The sequence below is a fragment of the Luteibacter sp. ME-Dv--P-043b genome (assembly GCF_030209605.1).
GTDB lineage: Bacteria > Pseudomonadota > Gammaproteobacteria > Xanthomonadales > Rhodanobacteraceae > Luteibacter.
In genome coordinates this window covers 26,624-44,473 of sequence record NZ_JARVRT010000029.1, presented here as the reverse complement: position 1 = coordinate 44,473, position 17,850 = coordinate 26,624, and the positions used below count along the sequence as shown (strand labels likewise).

The 17,850-nt window shown below is 68.2% G+C and carries 16 protein-coding genes and 1 tRNA gene; 7 read left to right on the top strand and 10 right to left on the bottom strand.

Features of this window, described 5'->3' with window-relative positions; all coding sequences use genetic code 11:
• Positions 1–126 precede the first annotated feature (126 nt).
• A complete protein-coding gene (locus QRN34_RS15050; RefSeq protein ID WP_285405659.1) occupies positions 127–4,578 on the top strand; it encodes a putative Ig domain-containing protein in 4,452 nt (1,483 codons plus the stop codon).
• Between the two features lie 53 nt (positions 4,579–4,631).
• Here QRN34_RS15050 and QRN34_RS15045 read toward each other — a convergent pair whose 3' ends face one another.
• Positions 4,632–5,777: an acyltransferase gene (locus QRN34_RS15045; protein ID WP_285405657.1), complete on the bottom strand. Its 1,146-nt coding sequence runs from the start codon at positions 5,775–5,777 to the stop codon at positions 4,632–4,634.
• 79 nt (positions 5,778–5,856) lie between these two features.
• Here QRN34_RS15045 and QRN34_RS15040 point away from each other — a divergent pair, with 79 nt between their 5' ends.
• Positions 5,857–6,321 carry a DUF1456 family protein gene (locus QRN34_RS15040; RefSeq protein ID WP_285405655.1) on the top strand — a complete coding sequence of 155 codons (465 nt, stop codon included), beginning with the start codon at positions 5,857–5,859 and terminating at the stop codon, positions 6,319–6,321.
• Between the two features lie 53 nt (positions 6,322–6,374).
• Here the strand turns inward: QRN34_RS15040 and QRN34_RS15035 are convergent, their stop codons facing one another.
• The 3 genes from QRN34_RS15035 to rocF all read right to left on the bottom strand — a co-directional run bounded on the left by QRN34_RS15035 (position 6,375) and on the right by rocF (position 9,132).
• Complete coding sequence (locus QRN34_RS15035; protein WP_285405653.1) at positions 6,375–6,704, bottom strand: hypothetical protein; 330 nt, start codon at positions 6,702–6,704, stop codon at positions 6,375–6,377.
• A 3-nt stretch (positions 6,705–6,707) separates the two neighbouring features.
• Positions 6,708–8,123 (bottom strand): tryptophan--tRNA ligase, encoded by a 1,416-nt coding sequence (locus QRN34_RS15030; RefSeq protein WP_285405651.1) that lies wholly within the window; start codon positions 8,121–8,123, stop codon positions 6,708–6,710.
• Positions 8,124–8,211: 88 nt separating this feature from the next.
• Complete coding sequence (gene rocF / locus QRN34_RS15025) at positions 8,212–9,132, bottom strand: arginase (RefSeq protein WP_285405649.1); 921 nt, start codon at positions 9,130–9,132, stop codon at positions 8,212–8,214.
• A gap of 174 nt (positions 9,133–9,306) precedes the next feature.
• On the opposite strand from rocF, the gene QRN34_RS15020 reads away from it, so the two are divergent.
• Both QRN34_RS15020 and QRN34_RS15015 read left to right on the top strand, forming a co-directional pair.
• A complete protein-coding gene (locus QRN34_RS15020; protein ID WP_285405647.1) occupies positions 9,307–9,762 on the top strand; it encodes an antitoxin Xre/MbcA/ParS toxin-binding domain-containing protein in 456 nt (151 codons plus the stop codon).
• Complete coding sequence (locus QRN34_RS15015) at positions 9,762–10,208, top strand: RES family NAD+ phosphorylase (RefSeq protein WP_285405646.1); 447 nt, start codon at positions 9,762–9,764, stop codon at positions 10,206–10,208. The genes QRN34_RS15020 and QRN34_RS15015 overlap by 1 nt, the downstream gene beginning before the upstream one ends.
• A 45-nt stretch (positions 10,209–10,253) precedes the next feature.
• Here the strand turns inward: QRN34_RS15015 and QRN34_RS15010 are convergent, their stop codons facing one another.
• Together QRN34_RS15010 and QRN34_RS15005 are read right to left on the bottom strand one after the other, a co-directional pair.
• Positions 10,254–11,711, bottom strand: coding sequence for a carboxylesterase family protein (locus tag QRN34_RS15010; RefSeq protein ID WP_285405644.1), 1,458 nt, complete (start codon positions 11,709–11,711; stop codon positions 10,254–10,256).
• Positions 11,712–11,748: 37 nt separating this feature from the next.
• A complete protein-coding gene (locus tag QRN34_RS15005) occupies positions 11,749–12,687 on the bottom strand; it encodes an AraC family transcriptional regulator (protein WP_285405642.1) in 939 nt (312 codons plus the stop codon).
• Between the two features lie 137 nt (positions 12,688–12,824).
• Here QRN34_RS15005 and QRN34_RS15000 point away from each other — a divergent pair, with 137 nt between their 5' ends.
• A complete protein-coding gene (locus tag QRN34_RS15000) occupies positions 12,825–13,655 on the top strand; it encodes an oxidoreductase (RefSeq protein WP_285405640.1) in 831 nt (276 codons plus the stop codon).
• 23 nt (positions 13,656–13,678) lie between these two features.
• On the opposite strand, the gene QRN34_RS14995 is transcribed toward QRN34_RS15000, so the two are convergent.
• The 4 genes from QRN34_RS14995 to QRN34_RS14980 all read right to left on the bottom strand — a co-directional run bounded on the left by QRN34_RS14995 (position 13,679) and on the right by QRN34_RS14980 (position 16,463).
• Positions 13,679–13,754 (bottom strand) — tRNA-Thr (locus tag QRN34_RS14995).
• 16 nt (positions 13,755–13,770) lie between these two features.
• A complete protein-coding gene (locus QRN34_RS14990) occupies positions 13,771–14,661 on the bottom strand; it encodes an SPOR domain-containing protein (RefSeq protein ID WP_285405638.1) in 891 nt (296 codons plus the stop codon).
• Positions 14,662–14,727: 66 nt separating this feature from the next.
• Positions 14,728–15,486: a type III pantothenate kinase gene (locus tag QRN34_RS14985; RefSeq protein WP_285405636.1), complete on the bottom strand. Its 759-nt coding sequence runs from the start codon at positions 15,484–15,486 to the stop codon at positions 14,728–14,730.
• Positions 15,483–16,463, bottom strand: coding sequence for a biotin--[acetyl-CoA-carboxylase] ligase (locus QRN34_RS14980; RefSeq protein ID WP_285405634.1), 981 nt, complete (start codon positions 16,461–16,463; stop codon positions 15,483–15,485). Before QRN34_RS14980 ends, QRN34_RS14985 begins: the two co-directional genes overlap by 4 nt.
• Before the next feature lie 198 nt (positions 16,464–16,661).
• Here QRN34_RS14980 and QRN34_RS14975 point away from each other — a divergent pair, with 198 nt between their 5' ends.
• Together QRN34_RS14975 and QRN34_RS14970 are read left to right on the top strand one after the other, a co-directional pair.
• Entirely contained in the window at positions 16,662–17,012 is a 351-nt protein-coding gene (locus QRN34_RS14975; protein WP_285405632.1) for a hypothetical protein, read from the top strand.
• An 18-nt stretch (positions 17,013–17,030) separates the two neighbouring features.
• Entirely contained in the window at positions 17,031–17,801 is a 771-nt protein-coding gene (locus QRN34_RS14970; RefSeq protein WP_285405630.1) for a M90 family metallopeptidase, read from the top strand.
• Positions 17,802–17,850: the final 49 nt, after the last annotated feature.

Below are 17,850 nucleotides of genomic sequence, written 5' to 3'. Positions count from 1 at the left end.
GAAGGTAAACAAGAGCCGCGATTCAAGTTCGCCCCAACGGTGCCGAATACACATGCTGCTGAGATAGCACGGCTGCGCATAATGCGATCGCTGGCTGCTGTTTCAGCCGGGGACACAGGGGAAGACATGAATTCGTTCTTTTTTCGCGGCCGCCATGCGGTCGCGCAGGCTCGCGCGCGCTCGCGCGTGACAACGTGGGTGCTCGGCCTATGCCTGCTCATGCTGGGTGGACTTGCCCATGCCGCGGGCTGCCAGCCCCAATCGATCATCGTCGCCTCCGGGGGCACGGTCGTCACGGACCTGAGCAACTGCACGATCAGCGGCATCAACGGGTATCAAAGCCCGCCGCAGCACGGAACCAACGACCCCCGGAACAACAACTCCACCGGCTTGGTGTACTACACCAATAACGGCGACGGATCGGCCACCGACAGTTTTTCCGTCCTCGATGGCGACGATAATTCGGTCATTCCCTTTAGCGTGACCGTGCAGCAGTCGGGCCCGTCCATCACGACGACCACCCTTCCCGACGCCACGGTCGGCACCGTGTACAACCAGTCACTGGCCGCCTCCGGTGGCTCGACGCCGTATACCTGGACGCTGACCGGTGGCGCGCTACCCGCCGGCATCACGCTTTCCTCCGCGGGTGTCGTCAGCGGCACGCCGACCCAGGCCGGCAGCTTCAATCCCGTGTTCACGGTGACCGACAGCGGCAACAACACCGCATCGCGCACCATCGCCATCAACTCGGCCGCGCCGACACTGGCGATCGCGCCGACTACCCTGCCCGACGGCGTGGCGGGTACGGCGTACAGCCAGGCCCTCAGCACGTCTGGCGGTACCGCGCCGTACACCTATGCGGTAAGCAGCGGCACGCCTCCGTCCGGGATCACCGTATCCAGCGGCGGTAACGTGTCCGGCACGCCCAGCACGCCCGGCAACTACAGCTTCACCGTGCGCAGCACGGACAGCTCCACGGGCACCGGCGCGCCGTTCAGCACGACGCGCACGTATTCCGTCACCATCAGCGCACCCACGATCACGGTCGCTCCGGCCACCCTGCCGAACCCGACGGTCGGTGCAGCCTACTCGCAGAACGTGACCGCCTCCGGTGGCACGGCGCCGTATACGTTCGCCATCACCGCGGGTGCCACGCCAGCGGGCGTAACCCTCAGTGCGGCAGGTGTGCTCAGTGGCACGCCGACCGCGGCGGGGACATTCAACTTCACCGTCACCGCGACCGATAGCGGCGGCTTCACCGGCAGCCGTGCCTACACCGTCACGGTAGCGGCACCGACGATCGTCATCGCGCCGACCACCCTGCCCAACGCCACGGCCGGTCAGGCGTACTCCAGCACGGTCACGGCCAGTGGCGGTACCGCGCCGTATTCGTATGCTGTCACGGGCGGCACGCTGCCCAGCGGCATCGCCTTGTCGCCCACCGGCGTGCTCTCCGGTACCTCCACGGTGGCCGGCACGTTCAACTTCACCGTGAGCGCCACCGACAGTTCCAGCGGTTCCGGTGCACCGTTCAGCGGCTCGCGTGCGTACTCGCTCACCGTCGCTGCCCCCAGCGTGGTGGTTGCACCGGCCACGCTGCCGAACCCGACGGCGGGCACGGCGTACTCGCAAACCGTCACCGCCTCGGGCGGCACGGCACCGTACACGTTCGCCATCACCGCGGGCGCGACGCCGGCCGGCCTGAGCCTCAATGCGGCCGGTGTGCTCAGCGGCACGCCGACGTCCTCGGGGGCATTCAACTTCACCGTCACCGCTACCGACGGCAACAACTTCACCGGCAGTCGCGCCTACACCGTCAACGTCGGCGGCGCGGCGCTGGTGCTCACGCCCACCAGCCAGCCCACGGCGCATGTGGGCCAGGCCTATGCCGCGTCGTTCTCGACGACGGGCGGCACCGCGCCTTATCACTACACGGTGACCGGCAACCTGCCGACCGGGCTTGCCCTGGCCGACAACGGCACCCTGAGCGGGACGCCGACCCAGGCCGGTAACTTCCCTGTGGCCATCCATGTCGCGGACAGCAGCACCGGCGCGGGCAGCCCCTTCACCGCGACGGTCAACCTGACGCTGGCTGTCGATGCCGACCCCCTCGTGCTGACACCGGCGAGCCCCGCGTTGACGGCCACCTACGGCGCCAGCAACAGCATCACCTTCACCAGCAGCGGTGGCTCGGCGCCGCGCACGCTGTCCCTGACCGGTGCGTTGCCGGCGGGCATGAGCTTCGACGCGACGTCGGGCGTGCTCTCGGGTACGCCGACCGTGACCGGCAGCTTCCCGTTCACCGTGACGGTGACCGATGGCAGCCTGACGCCGGCGACACTCAGCCGGAACTACACGCTGACCATCGCCGCCGTTACCGTGGTCGTCAGTCCGGCCACGCTGCCCGGCGGCACCGTGGGCAGCGCCTACAGCGCAACGCTGGGCGCCAGCGGCGGCGCGGCACCGTATACCTTTACGGTGAGCGCGGGCGCCTTGCCCGAAGGCACCACGCTGTCGTCGGCGGGTACGCTCACCGGCACGCCGACGCGCAGTGGTCCGGTGACGTTCACCGTCAGCGCCACGGACGTGCACGGCATGGCCGGCACCCAGGCGTACTCGGTCACCATCGGCGATGCCGTCCCCGTGGCGGTCGCCGACACGGCCAGCACCGCGGCCAACCAGCCGGTGACGATTCCGGTCACGGCGAACGACACCGGCGTGATCACGTCGGTGGCCGTCGCCACGGCACCGACGCATGGCGCCACCGTGGTCGATGGCACGTCGGTGCGCTACACGCCCGCCACCGACTTCTTCGGCACCGACAGCTTCACCTATACGGCCATCGGACCGGGCGGACGTTCCAACGTCGCCACGGTGACGATCACCGTGCAGGCAGGCACCCTGCCCGTCGTGCCGGAACAGGTCGCCATAACGGGCGTGGCCGGCCAGACCATCAACGTGGATGCCACCCAAGGTGCCAGCGGTGGTCCGTTCACGGCGGTGACCGTGGTCACGCCACCCGCCGTCGGCACGGCGACCGTCAACGGCACGACGATCGCCTACACCACGCCGGCGGATGCCAGCGGTGCGCAGCGCTTCACCTACACGCTCACCAACGTGTTCGGCGTGTCGCAGCCGGCCACGGTAACGGTGACGGTACAGCCGCGGCCGATGGCCGTGGCGCTGACCGCGACGGTCGGTGCCGGGCAGTCCGTGCAGGTGGACCTGACCAACACCGCGCGCGGTGGTCCGTTCACCGACGCCGCGGTGGTGTCGCTTTCGCCCGCGCAGTCGGGTACGGCCACCATCGTGAAGACCGCCACGGGCTATCGCCTGGACTTCGCCGCCGCCGCGGCGTTCTCGGGCCAGGCCCAGTTGGTGTACACGCTCTCCAACGCCTACGCGGTGTCCCAGCCGGCCACGGTGACGATCACCGTGACGGCACGCCCCGACCCCTCGAAGGACGCGGAAGTCACCGGCATCCTCGGCGCGCAGGTGGATGCCACCCGTCGCATGGCCAGCGGGCAGATCAGCAACTTCCAGCAACGCCTGGAATCGCTGCATAACGCCGCATCGTCCCGCTTCAGCAATGGCCTGAACTTCAGCTCCGGCGGCGGCCGCCAGGCCGTGAACGGCGACCGTCCAGGCAAGGGCGTGGCCGAAGCCATGAACGATCCCGACGCGCCCGCTTTCCTGCAGGCCGAGGCGCGTAAGGCGCCGACCCAGAGTGGACAGGCGTCGCCGGACGACGTGGCGTTCTGGACCGGCGGTGCCGTGAACTTCGGCGCGACCAACCGCGGCGCGGCCGCCAACGGTGTCGACTTCACCACCTCGGGTGTCAGCGTGGGCGCGGACAAGCGTCTGTCCAACGCACTGACCCTGGGCCTCGGTGTGGGCTACGGCCACGATGCCAGCGACATCGGCAAGATGGGCAGCCGCAACACCACTACCGCCTACAACATGGCGCTGTATGCCAGCCTGCGTCCGAGCGAGAGCACGTACATCGATACCCTGCTGGGCTACCAGTGGCTCGACTTCGACGCACGGCGATACGTGACGGCCGACGGCGGTCGTGTCACCGGCAGCCGCAACGGCAAGCAGGCCTTCGCCTCGGTGGCCTTCGGCTACGAGCACGACGACGGCACCACGCGGCTGACACCGTACGGACGACTGGACGTGTCGCGCGCGCAGCTGGACGGCTACACCGAGCGTGGCGACGCCACCTATGCCCTCGACTACCGCGGACAGACGGTGCGCACGTCCACGGGTGCCCTGGGCCTGCGGGCGGAGTTCCGCCTCAAGCGCGACTTCGGGGTGCTGGTGCCGCGTGTCCGCGTGGAATACCAGCGCGACTTCCAGGGTGCCAGCAACGCGACGATGTCCTATGCGGACCTGCTGGCCGGGCCGCTGTACCGGGCCACCGTGGGCGATACCGCGCGCAACCACACGTTGCTGGGCGTCGGCATCCAGGCGCAATTCGACAGCGGGCTGTCGCTGCGCGCGGAGTACCAGGCGCTGTTCGACTCGGGCACGCACGCCAACCAGTCGATCCTGCTGGGCATCGAGAAGACGTTCTGATCGGGGCGGCTCCACGCATCACCGCGATGCGTGGAGCCGCAGGCACATGAGCGTCAAACGTTGCGCCGGCTGAAGCGCGCCCGCAGCCGGCGGTTCAGCGGATCGCCGTAGAAGCGAGCCACCAGCCAGGCACACAGGGCGGAAGCCAGGAAGAAGACCAGCAACAGCGGCAGTTTGCGCTCCGGCGTCAGGGTGGCCTTGGGCACCAGCTCGCGCAGGATGCCCAGCACGATGATATGGAACAGGTAGAGCTCGTAGCTGTGCGCACCCAGCCACGCGAGGGGCGCACCGACACGACGGGCGAACGCGCCACCGGGCAGTGTGGCGACGGCGACCAGGAATATCGCCGCCGCGATACCCATCTGCGTGGCGCCGAAGGCCTCGTTGCCGTCGATACCCCGCATGTATACCCAGCCCATCGCCAGCAGGGCGAGCAGCGCCAGCCACCGGCGTAACATCGGCGTCCAGACCACCTCGCGTGCGGCGACCGCTGCCGCGCAGCCGTAGACCAGCATGTCCACGCAGGCCAGGTTGCCGTACAGGTAGAACAGCTCGTTGTCGTCGTGCAGCCAGCGGTAGGCCGGGCCGATGACGAGGCCGGCACAGCCGACGACCACGCGCTGCCAGGGCCGGCGGGCGATGAGCAGCACCAGCGGGTAGACCAGGTAGAACACTTCCTCGACCGACAACGACCAGTAGACGTTCATCGCGTAGTTGAAGTACCCGACCGACCCCATCAGCACGTTGTGCCAGAACGTCAGCACCGAGACGTCGGCGAGGACGAAGAAGCCGTTGCCCAGCGGCGTGCCCTGCTGCACGTTGGAAAAGTCCGGCAGCCCGGCCAGGCCCAGCACCGTGATGATCGCCAGCGCCAGCACCACGGACGGGTAAAGGCGGAACAGGCGCAGGCGATAGAAATGCCCCAGGTCGATACCGCCCAGGCTGCCGTAGCGCCGAAGGATGTTCGAGGTGATCAGGAAGCCCGAGATCACGAAGAACACGGACACGCCGTAGTTGCCGTTGTAGAAAAGCGTCCGCAGCGTGTCCACCGGCACCCCGTCGGCCAACGGGCTGCGATGCAGCCGGTAGGTCAGCGAGAAGTGCAGCAGCATCACCATGACGATGGCCACGCCACGCAGCAGGTCGATGTAGAGGTTGCGCCCGGCGTGTCCGGCGGTGGTGGGCGGGACGAGCGGCATCGGCATCGCTTCCTGGCATCGGACCGGGCAGTCCGTGGTTTATGTTCCTGCCGCAGATCGGCCGGTGTACCCTAGGCGGATGCTCAACAATGACACACTCCGCAGCATCCGCTACATGCTCGACCTCGGCGAGGTCCATGTGGTCGAGATCCTCAAGCTCACCGGCTTCGAAGCCACCCGCGAACAGGTCGATCCCTGGCTGCGCAAGGAAGACGAGCCCGGCTTCGTCGAGATGCCCGATGCGGCCCTGGCCCACTTCCTCGACGGCCTGATCCTGCACCGCCGTGGCCGCGACGAAAGCCAGCCGCCGCGACCGGTGGAGACCCGGGTCAACAACAACGTGGTGCTGAAGAAGCTGCGAGTCGCCTTCGAACTGAAGGAAGACGACATCCTGGCCCTCATGACCAACGCGGGCTTCCGCGTCTCCCGTGGCGAGATCAACGCCCTGTTCCGCCAGCCCAAGCACAGCAACTTCCGGCTCTGCGGCGACCAGTTCCTGCGCAACTTCCTGAAGGGCCTGACTGGCAAACTACGCGGCGCCTGACGTTATGGCCCCTCACGTGTGAGCCCGCAGTGCTGCGCGGGACGGCGAAGCGCTTACCGGCGCTCGCCGCGCTTCCAGACGACCTGGCGCACGATGAGCGCCACCACCAGCACGGCGACGAACGCGCCATAGCCCCACAGTGCCGGCACCACCTGTTGCCAGATGGCGCCACTCTTCGGGCCGAAGCTATCGGCGGGCGGCAGCTCCACCGCGTCGAACGAAACCAGGGCCGCCTGGATAGAAGCGACCACGGCCGCCAGCAGGGCAAGCACGTCGAACGCGCGGCGGGTAGCGTTGGTCACCAGCGACTTCGGGTACTGCCAATAGGCCCAGCCCAGCACGATCAGCCAGGGCGCCAGCAGCATCAGGGCCAGGTAGCGCATGGCTCAGCTTGCCTTCTTCGCCGCCGCTTTGGCCGCCGCCTCGTCCGCCGTGACGGCAGCGAGTGCGTCCAGCGCCGCGCGAACGCGAGCCTCGGCCTCGGCGCGGCTGGCTTCATCGGTGAAGGACGGACCCGTGGCTACCGTGGCGCCATCGACCTGCAGCCCCAGCTGATCGCCGACAGCGGCGAGCGAGGCAGCCGCACCGCCCAGCGTCGCCAGCGACTGGCGCAAGGCACCCGCCGCCTTGGGATCGGTAAACGCCTTGGACAGCAGCAGTTCGGCGCCATCCGCATCGAACAGGCGGAAGCGGAAGCTGCCGTCGTCGTCGCGGAAGCTGGCGATGCGCGGCGGGCGCGCTTTCGGCGCAGCGGCCGGCACCGCGGGCGACGTTGCGTCCGCCTGGCGGCGGTAGCGCGGGCTGCGGAGGCCGACGGCTTCGCGCAGCGTCTCCAGCAGCGGCCCGGCCACGGCACGGGCCTTGGCGGCACCGGCCAGCAGCACGTCTTCCATGTCGTCCGGCCGAGCCATCAGTGCTTCGTAGCGATCGCGCATGGGCGCCACGTCGGCTTCGATGCGGTCGAACAGGGCCACCTTGGCCTCGCCCCAGCCCATGCCGCCCTGCAACGACTGCTCGAAGGCCACGGTTTCGGCCGGCGAGGCGAACGCCTTGAAGATCGTGAACAGCGCAGCGTCCGCGGTGTCCTTCGGCTCACCCGGCGCGCGCGAATCGGTGACGATCTTCATGATCGCCTCGCGCATGCCCTTGGCCCCGCCCTCGAACAGCGGGATGGTGTTGTCGTAGCTCTTGGACATCTTGCGACCGTCCAGGCCCGGCAGCGTGGCCACCTGCTCCTCGATGTGCGCCTCCGGCATGACGAAGAACTCGCGGCCGTAGGTGTGGTTGAAGCGCTGTGCGATGTCACGCGCCATCTCGATGTGCTGGATCTGGTCGCGGCCCACCGGCACCTTGTTGGCGTTGAACGCAAGAATGTCCGCGGCCATCAGCACCGGGTACATGTACAGCCCCGCGGTGATGCCCGCATCCGGGTCTTCCTGGCCATCGACGTTGCGATCCACGGCGGCCTTGTAGGCATGGGCACGGTTGAGCAGGCCCTTGCCGGTGACGCAGGTCAGCAGCCACATAAGCTCCGGCACTTCGGGAATGTCCGACTGCCGGTAGAAGGTGGCGACGTTCGGGTCGAGGCCGGCGGCCAGGAACGTGGCGGCGATCTTCATGCGCGAGGCTTCGACGCGATCTGCGTCGTCGCTCTTGATCAGCGCGTGGTAGTCGGCCATGAAATAGAAGGCATCGACGTTCGGGTCCTTGCTGGCCAGGACAGCCGGACGGATCGCGCCGACGAAGTTGCCGAGGTGCGGCGTGCCGGTGGTGGTGATGCCGGTGAGGACGCGGGTATGCATGGGGACCTTGGGGCTACGGACGATAACCGTCCGAGTGTAGCCCGCGACTGCCCCGGCGGCGACCCGTGGCCGCCACCGGAACCCGGGGTCAACGCATGAGCGTGGATTTGCCGAACAGCGATTCGACCAGGTCCACGGCCAGTTTCGCCGTCTGGTTGCGCTTGTCGAACGCCGGGTTGAGCTCGACGATGTCCAGCGAGCCGACCCGGCCGGTGTCCGCGATCATTTCCATGACCAGCTGGGCCTCACGGTAATTGGGGCCGCCACGCACGGTAGTGCCCACGCCCGGGGCGATCGAGGGGTCGAGGAAATCCACATCGAAGCTGACGTGCAGGTGGGTGTCTTCGTCCACGCCGGACAGCGCCTCTTCCATCGCGGCCTTGATGCCGATCTCGTCGATGTAGCGCATGTCGTAGATATCGATGCCCACCTCGTGCACGAAGCGCTTCTCGCCCTCGTCCACCGAGCGGATGCCGACCTGCCGGAACACGTCCGGCGTGGTCGCCGGCGCGGTGCCGCCAATATGGGTGAGCACGTCGGGCCCGTGCCCGCACAGGCAGGCGACGGGCATGCCGTGGATGTTGCCCGACGGGGTGATCTGGCTGGTGTTGAAGTCCGCATGGGCATCCAGCCACAGCACGCGCAGCTTCTTGCCCGTCTCGCGGCAATGGCGGGCCACGGCGGAGATCGAGCCGATCGCCAGGCAGTGGTCGCCACCGAGCATGATCGGCAGTTGGCCTTCGGTCAGCGCCGCGTGGATAGCGTCGTGCACGGCGGTGTTCCAGGCCACCACTTCGTCCAGGTGGCGGTAACCGTTCACCGGCGGTAGCCACGGGTTGAGCGGGCCGGACAGGTTGCCGCGATCGACCACGTGCATGCCACGGCGGGACAGGCGCTCCGCCAGGCGGGCGACGCGCAGCGCCTCCGGCCCCATGGAACTGCCACGGTGGCCGGCACCGATGTCGGTAGGGGCGCCGATCAGGGCGACGGAACGGGTAAGCGGGCTCATACGATAGGACTCAGCATCCCGCAAGTTTACATGGCGCCCGGAAACAGCCACGTTGCAGCGCGTCAGGGGGTAGCCGATAACCGCGGCGAAGGACGACGAGCGAACGGGACAGGAGCCGCGTGCGGATGCCCGCCAAATGGCGTAAACTTCCGCTCAAATGGAGAGGATTACGTCATGATCGCCTACGTCGCCGATGCCGACCCCATCCGTTATGAACTCCGCGAGACGGTGCATAGCCGCATGGCCCGGCTGCTCGATCTCAAGCTCGAGTCGGATGCGGATGCCGTCCGGCTGGTCAGTCAGGGGATTTCGGTCCATTCCTATCGCCGCGTGGCCGACAAACTGCATTTTCCCGCCAACCTCGTTGCGCCGGAAAGCACGGTGCGCCGTCGCCTCAGCGAAGGCCGCTTCAGCGAAGTCGAATCCGAACGGGTGGTGCGTGTCGCCCGGGTGTTCGCGGAAGCCGTCGAACTGTTCGGTGACGAGGCCATGGCGCTCACCTGGTTCAACACGCCGGCCGACTACCTGGACGGCGACCCGCCGGTCACCCCGCTGGAGCTTGCGGCCAGCGACAACGGCGCGCGGCTGATCGAGGCACGCATCCTGCGCACCGCCCACGGCATGTTCTGATGCGCCTGTGGCGTATCTCGTCCTACCCCGGCCTGAGCGGGGTGGGCGGCCAGCATGCCGACGGCCGCTGGCACACGCGGGGCCGCGCCATCCTGTACACCTCCGAGCACCCTGCCCTCGCCATGGTCGAAGCCATGGCGCACATGCGCCTGGGCATCACGTCCATCCCGCTGACGCTCAAGCTGATCGCCATCGACGTGGACGATCGCGCCACTCTGGCGCCGACGCCCCGGCTGCCGTCGGGCTGGCAGGCCAACGAGCCGACCAGCCAGGCCGTCGGCGACGCCTGGCTGGCCCGCAAGGATCACCTGTTACTACCGGTGCCGTCGGCCATCCTCGCGCATGCAACCAACGTGCTGGTGAACCCCGCGCATGCGGACATGGCGCGCTGCGTGACCGAGGTCGAGGTGGAGCCGTTCTGGTTCGATCGGCGCTATCTGCGCTGACAGCCTGCTTCGCCAACACTGGCTGACACGCCGTCGAGCGAAGCATCAGAACAGGGACAGGTGCCCACCACCTTCGACATACGTGTCGTAGAACCGCCGCTTCGTCGCATCGAGCATGGGCTCACTCTGCATGCGATCGCCAAGACGCATCATCACCGGTGTGGCGGGGTCATAGCGCGGCCACACCGCTTGCCCCTTGGCGACAGGCCGCCCCGTCTTGACGAAGCCGAGCCAGTACGCGGTCATCGTATCGGCGATGACGCGATCGCGTGGCTTGAAAGCCCGCTCTTTCGCCGCATCGAGGTTGCCCAACGCATAAGGAATCTCCGAGCTGTGGAACGCGCCGAACGCTTCCGAACCGGGTTCGACATGATCGAACAGGTAAAGGTAGATCGGTTGGTGACTCGTGGCAGCGCGCGCCCTCGCCCAGCGCTCGGTGGCGGCCATGCCTCGCTCACGGTGCACGCGCCGATCCTCGGGATTGGCGTCGCCAGACGATTCATCCGCCGTCATGCCGGCAAGGACAGGTGTGTCGATAAACGTGCCGGCGACACTGGCATAGGGGTTGGACGGAATCAGCCGTCCGTCGATCACCGGCGCGAACGTCATCATCCCTTCGTCGGCCTGACGGGCCGCCTGCGCCACCTGCGATGCAGGCAGACGACGCAGTTCATCAATGGTGCGTACGCCTGCCGCGGCCAGGACTTTCTTGCCCGTTGCCTGCGCCTGCGCAAGGGTTCGGGGCGCTATGCCCATGCCGGGACCGCTTTGCGAGATGACCTGCTGGAACAGGCCTTTCGCGGCGGGCGCCACCATCAGGTCGTGGATCGCCATGGAGCCCGCCGACTGGCCCGCGAGCGTGATGCGCGACGGATCGCCGCCGAACGCCCGCGCGTTGTCCCTGATCCAATGCAGCGCGAGCAACAGGTCCTCGATGCCGTAGTTACCCGGCGCACCCTCGGCGGCAGAGAGCTCCGGAGGCGCGAGGAACCCGAAGACGCCGAGGCGGTAGTTCACCGTGATCACGATGATGCCGCCGCGTGCCAGCGTAGCGCCGTTATAGATCGGCACCGATCCCGAGCCACCGGCAAAGCCGCCGCCGTGGACCCAGACCATGATCGGCAGGCCCGCATGTGGTGCCGTGGCGGCGGACGGGCGCCAGACATTCAGCGACAGGCAGTCCTCGCTCACCTCGCCCTGCACGAGGTACTCCGGCGTGTACGGACCGAAGCTGCCGCCGACGTCTTGCTGGCAGGCGGGGCCGAAGGCCATCGCCATGCGCGTCGCCCGCCACGCGGGAGCCGGTCGCGGCGAGCGCCACCGGCCCTCGCCCGCCGTGCTGGCACCATACGGGATGCCGAGGAAGGCATCGACTTCCGCAGAGGTCGTACCGGATAGCACGCCCTGCGTCACTCGAACGAGGGGAGGCTTCGCCATGCTTGCCGCGCCAGCCAGCGTGGCGATGGCGATAACGGCGATGAAAACCCGTCGAACGTCGATCATGGATCTTTCCTCGGTGGCTCGGTTGGCTGGGCGACGCTCAATGGGACGACACGAAGCCCGACGGCGTCAGCGCTTCAGGCATGGCGAAGTCCCGTCGCATCCGTGCCACTTCCTCCACGGGAGGGCGACCAAACAGGCGCTTGAATTCACGACTGAACTGCGAGGCGCTTTCGTAGCCGACAGCGGTCGCGGCCGCCGCGGCCGTCGTGTCCTGGCGAAGCATGTGCAGCCTCGCCTGGTGCAGCCGGGTCGATTGCACGTAGCGCATCGGCGACGTGCCGGTCATCGCGCGAAAATGGGCATGAAACGTCGGCACGCTCATCGCCGCCTCGTGGGCCAGGCGATCGACGCTGAGGGCCTCGTCGTACTCGCTGTGGATCAAACGGATCGCGCGCGCCACCCTGCCGAATCGCCCCTGCTGGGCCAGCGCGGCACGCATCGAGCCGCCCTGCGCGCCGCACAGCACGCGGAAGTAGATCTCCCGCACCATGGCGGGGCCAAGCAGTTCGCCCTCCGGCGCATTCGCCAGCGCCTCGAGCAGACGCAGCACCGCCATCGACAGCGAGGCTTCCATCGGCGAGGAATACAGCCCGCGGGGCTCAGCCGTGGCGATGCCTTCGTGGCGGTCCAGTTGCTCGCACAGGTCGAGAGCCATGGCGCTGTCCAGGCGAAGGTAGATCGCCAGCAGCGGCTCCTGCGCCGTGGCATGCGTCTCCATCGTGAAGGGCACCGGCACGGACACGACAAGGTAGTGCTGGTCGTCGTAGACGAAGGTCTGCCGCCCCAGGAAGCCTCGCTTGCTTCCCTGGACCACGATGACGATGCCGGGCTCGTACAGCACGGGCGTGCGACTCAGGGGTCGGTCGGCGCGAAGCAGGCGCACGTCGGGCAGGCACGTCAGTGTGTACCCCTCGTCGCGGGCCATGCCGCGGAGAAGACCGATCATGCGCTGGCGCCGACGGCGGCTATCGTCCATCGCGCCAATGTCCTTCATCCCAGGCGTCGATGCAAACCGGTGTCATAGGATCAGGCAAGGGTGCAAGACAGCAAGCCATGGGCGGCAATGTACGCGAACACTACCTTGGTCGGCACGTCATACGAAAAGGCCAGACCATGGATAACAAGACATTTTTCATCACCGGCGTCAGCAGCGGCTTCGGGCAGGCGTTGTCGCGCGAAGCCCTCGCGGCCGGCCATCGCGTCATCGGGACCGTGCGCAACGAAGATGCCCGCATTGCATTCGAAGCCCTGGACGCCACGCGCGCGCATGCAGTCATCCTCGATGTCACCGATCACGACGCCATCCCGCGCGTCGTGGCCGATGTCGAATCCCGCCATGGCGCCATCGACGTGCTGGTCAACAACGCGGGCTATGGCCACGAAGGCATCCTGGAGGAGTCGCCCATGGAGGAGATGCGTCGGCAGTTCGAGGTCAACGTCTTCGGCGCCGTGGCCGTGACGAAAGCCTTCGTGCCGAGGTTCCGCGAACGCCGCCGCGGCCACATCGTCAACATCACCTCCATGGGCGGCTTCATCACCATGCCCGGCATTGCCTACTACTGCGGCAGCAAGTTCGCGCTGGAAGGCATCAGTGAGGTGCTGGGAAAAGAGTTGGCACCGTTCGGCGTCCACGTCACGGCCGTTGCGCCGGGTAGTTTCAGGACGGACTGGGCTGGCCGATCGATGCGGCGCACGCCGCGCAGCGTTGCCGACTACGACGCGTTGTTCGAACCGATAAGGCAGGCGCGGAAGGAAAAAAGTGGCCACCAGCTGGGCGATCCCGCACGGGCGGGTAAGGCGATACTCGCGTTGATCGACCTGCCCGATCCTCCGGCGGACCTCCTGCTGGGCAGCGATGCGGTGGGTCTGGTACGCGGCAAGCTCAACGCCATGTTGGCGGACATCGATCGCTGGGAGGCGTTGTCGAGATCGACCGACGGTTGAGGCCGATCGGGATTTTCGCGGGGTGGTGCCGACACCCGGATTCGAACTGGGGACCTACCGCTTACAAGGCGGTTGCTCTACCAACTGAGCTATGCCGGCGAAGTGCGGAAGTTTATCAGAAGCAACCCGTGGGTCGAGTGGTCACGGCAGGGTTGCGCAGGCCCTTGCGGAGGTCGCTGCCGCCATCCTCGGGCACCACCACGTCCAGCCACCACACGGGCGTGGTCTCGGTACGTTCGCTCATGCGGGCCGGGAAACCGGCGGCGGCCACTTCGTCGCGGCGCTTGCGCGCGTTCGCCGGGTCGTGGAACAGGCCCAGGGCCACGGAGTTCTGCAGCTCACCCTGCACCGTCACCACGAAATAATCCTTGATGCCCTTGGCTTCGAGCCGACGGGCCTGCGCCAGCGCCTGCTCGCGCGTGGCCTGCGCGGGCAGGAACACCCGCCAGCCTCGCGACTCGCTGGCCTGCTCCTGGCGCTGGCGACTGCGCACCGTGCGCGAGGCGATCGCGGTACGCGCGGCGCGCAGGTCCACCTGGTTGGCGAACGGACCCACGGCGAGGCAGCGATAGGCGCGTTTGGGGCTGGTCGGTGCCGGAACGGCCGGCGGTGGTGTCGTGGGCAAGGAGGATGACGGTGCCTTCGCTTTGGCGGCGGCCGCTGCCAAGGCGGACGTCGCCGAGGCGCCGGACACGGACGCGATCGGTGCAGAGGCAGCGGGCGTGGATGCGGGAACCGATGCCTGGGTGGTTGCCGTCGCCGGCGATGCATTCGAAGACGCCGGTGCCGCGGCGGACGTCGGCACCGCAAGCGCGGCATGGACCGGCGCGGCGGCAAGTGGCGCTACGGTAGCCGCCGGCGCCGGCACCTCGGCCAATAGCTTGAGTCGGGGCACGCCGCTATCGGTGGGGTCCACCGCATGGGTGCCGGTGTCGCCCAGCAGCAGCCACGCGGCCACCGCGATGTTGAGGGCGATCAGCAAGACGAAGAACAAACGCAGCAGCATGGTGGCCTTGGGCGTGACGTTGGACCTGCGCGCGTTCCCCTGGTCAGAACCGGCGGCGTCGGGATTCTAGGCGATATCGACGGTGGCGGTGTGCACCGTGGCCCAGACGGCCAGCCCGCGCAGCACGGTGTCGGGCACGAGCATGACCTCGTTCTCGAGCAGCGGGGCCAGCACGGCGGCGTCGCCCCCGCCCAGGGTCACGGTGGGGTGTCCGCCGAGGGTGTCCCGCGAGCGCTCGACGAAACGATCGACCAGCGCCGCGCAGGCCTGCCAGCAGCCCGAGGCCAGGCCGTCGGCGGTGTTGTCGGCCAGATCGCGAACGTTGCCCGCGGCCGACGGGCGCACCTGCACGGTGGCCCCGAGCACGGATTGCTGCATCAGCAACGGACCCGGCGCGATCCAGCCGCCGAGGTGCCGGCCTTCCGCATCCAGCGCATCCAGGGTGAGCGCCGTGCCCACGCTGGCCAGGACACAGGGCGAGCGTCCCGCCGCATGCGCATCCACCAGCGCCAGGAAGCGATCCACCCCCAGGCGCTGCGGCTCCGCGTACGCGTTGGTCACGCCGCAGGCCTGCGCTGGCGTGCGCACCCACTCGGCCTTGAGACCGAACGCCTTGCGCGCCGCCACATCCACTGCGGTTTCCCGCGCGGAGTCCACGACGGAGGCGCCGACGACCCGCGTCGGTGTCGGCCACGCGGCCCACAGCGCGGCCAGTTCGTGCGCGATGTCGGCATCCCAGCCAAACGCACCCCGATGGGTGAAGGTGGTGCCGTCCAGCAAGGCGAACTTCAGGCGGGTGTTACCCAGGTCCAGCAACAGGATCACATGCCGCTCCTGCGCACGGAGACATCCGCGCTGTCCACCGTCACCGACTCGCCGTCGGCGCGGCGCACGCGCAGCGCCCCGCGTTCGTCCACACCCTCGCCGGTGGCGTGGTATTCGCCGCGCGGATCGATGACGCGCAGTGGCTGGTCGCGCAGCAGGTCGTTGGCGGCGTACTCCGCGGCGAAGGCCGAAAAGCCGCGACGCTCGAAGGCAAGCAGCCCTTCCGCCAGCGCGGAGACCACCGCCGTGGCTACCTGGTTGCGTCCCGGCGGCTGCCCACCGGCCAAATCGGCGAGGTCCGTCACCGGCTGGGCGGCACGCTCGCGCAGGGTATCGGGCAGGCGGATGTTGAGGCCGACACCGATAATGGCCGCGCAGGGCCCGGAATATTCGCCGGACAGTTCAACCAGGATCCCGGCCAGCTTGGCATGCCCGGCAAGCACATCGTTCGGCCATTTCAGGCCGGCAGTGCGGATGCCCAGGTCGTCAAGCGCGCGGATCAGCATGACCCCGACCGCCAGTGACAACCCGGACAGCGACGCGAACCCGCTGTCGAACCGCTTGAGCACCGACAGGTACAAATTCATGCCCGGCGGCGACAGCCACACGCGCCCACGACGCCCACGTCCGGCCGATTGCGTCTCGGCCATGACGAACGCGAGGTCGTCGAGGGTGGGAATGCGTCGCGCCAGCTCGCTCGAGGTGGAGTCGATCTCCCAATGGGTTTCCAGCATGCCGACCCGGGGCGAGACGTCGGCAGACAGCGAGGCGCGGATACGCCGGGCGTCGAGCAGCTCCGTGGTCCATGGCAGGCGGTAACCACCGCCGACCTTGGCCTCCACCGGCACGCCCTTGAGCCGCAGGGATTCGATCTGCTTCCACACGGCCGCACGCGTGACACCGGCCTGCCGGGCCAGGGTGGCACCGGACACGGCGTCGCCGCCGGCGAGGGCTTCCATGAGGTCGCGAGCGAGCATGGGCTACCGTGGGCCGTCAGGCGGCCGGTGTCGGGGAGGGAAGGAGCCGGGACATTACGCAATTCTAGGGCAGCGGGAAGGATTTCGCCCGCGTTGGCCCGGGAGGGCCGATGACGGACCTCCAGCACTGGCACCTACGCGATATTTCTGAGAGGATCGGTCGTCCCCCGGCATGTCCGGGGCCCACGGGGTATACCGATGAACGCCAGACCGTACATCTTCGGATGGCTGTGCCTCGTCGGTGCCATCGGCACCGCCGCCGCGTCCGACGCCCGCATGACCAGCAACCTGCTCTCCCTGGGCCGGTCTGTCGCGTCGTCGACGTCGTTCGATGCCGGTTCCACCTCGCGCTCCGGGCAGGACAGCGGCCGCGACAGCGCCGCTACGGACACGGCGCGCCCGTTCCATGGGGTACCCGGCACGCGGGGCCAGGGCCAGATTCCCATGCCGCCACCGGTGGATGCCGACGCCGACACGCACGACGGCTCGTCGGGCGGTCGCTCCTCGGGGCCAAGCTGGCAGTCGATGCTTCCCGGGTCCATTTTCTAGAACGGCCCGGATCGTTCCTTGGGCGTTCTTTCCTCGTGGCTTGCGCGTTTTCGCGCGCCGATTCCTCCGATAGACGACACGCTGTGGGCGCAGGCCGTCGCACGACTGCCACTCGCACGCGCACTGGACACGCCGCGCGCCCGTTACCTGCGCGTGCTTGCCGCCCACTTCCTGCACACCAAGCGGTTCCATGCACTGGGCGGTGCCGTGCTGGACGACTTCTGGCGACTGGCCATCGCCATGCAGGCCAGCCTCCCCGCGCTGCCGCATGGGCCGAAGGCCTTCAAGGGCTGGACCAACGTGCTGGTCTATCCGGGGCAGTTCAACGTGCGACGCAGCCGCCACGACCCGCCGACCGGCGTGGTGACCGAGAGCGACGACACGCTGATCGGCGAAGCATGGGAGCGGGGACCGATGGTGCTCTCGCTCGCCGATGTCGCGCTGGACATCGAGGCGCCGTGGGACGGCATCAATGTGATCGTGCACGAGATGGCGCACAAGCTGGACATGCTGGCGCGCCCGGCCAACGGTGTGCCGCCCCTGCCGCCGGGCATCGATCGGCGCGAATGGATCGCCACCATGCAGCAGGGCTTCGAACGCCTGTCACGCGCCGCGGATCGTGGGCGCGAGACGGCCATCGACCCGTACGGCGCGGAAGCCCCCGAGGAATATTTCGCCGTGACCAGCGAGATGCATTTTTCGCAGCCGGCGACGCTACGTGAGGCCGAGCCAGCGGTGGCCCGGCTGCTCGAGGCCTTCTATGGGCCCTCACCGGCCGATCAGGGCTGAGAGCCATCGGGTGCGTCTGCCTGCCAGCCTGCGCAGGCAACACGGGAAA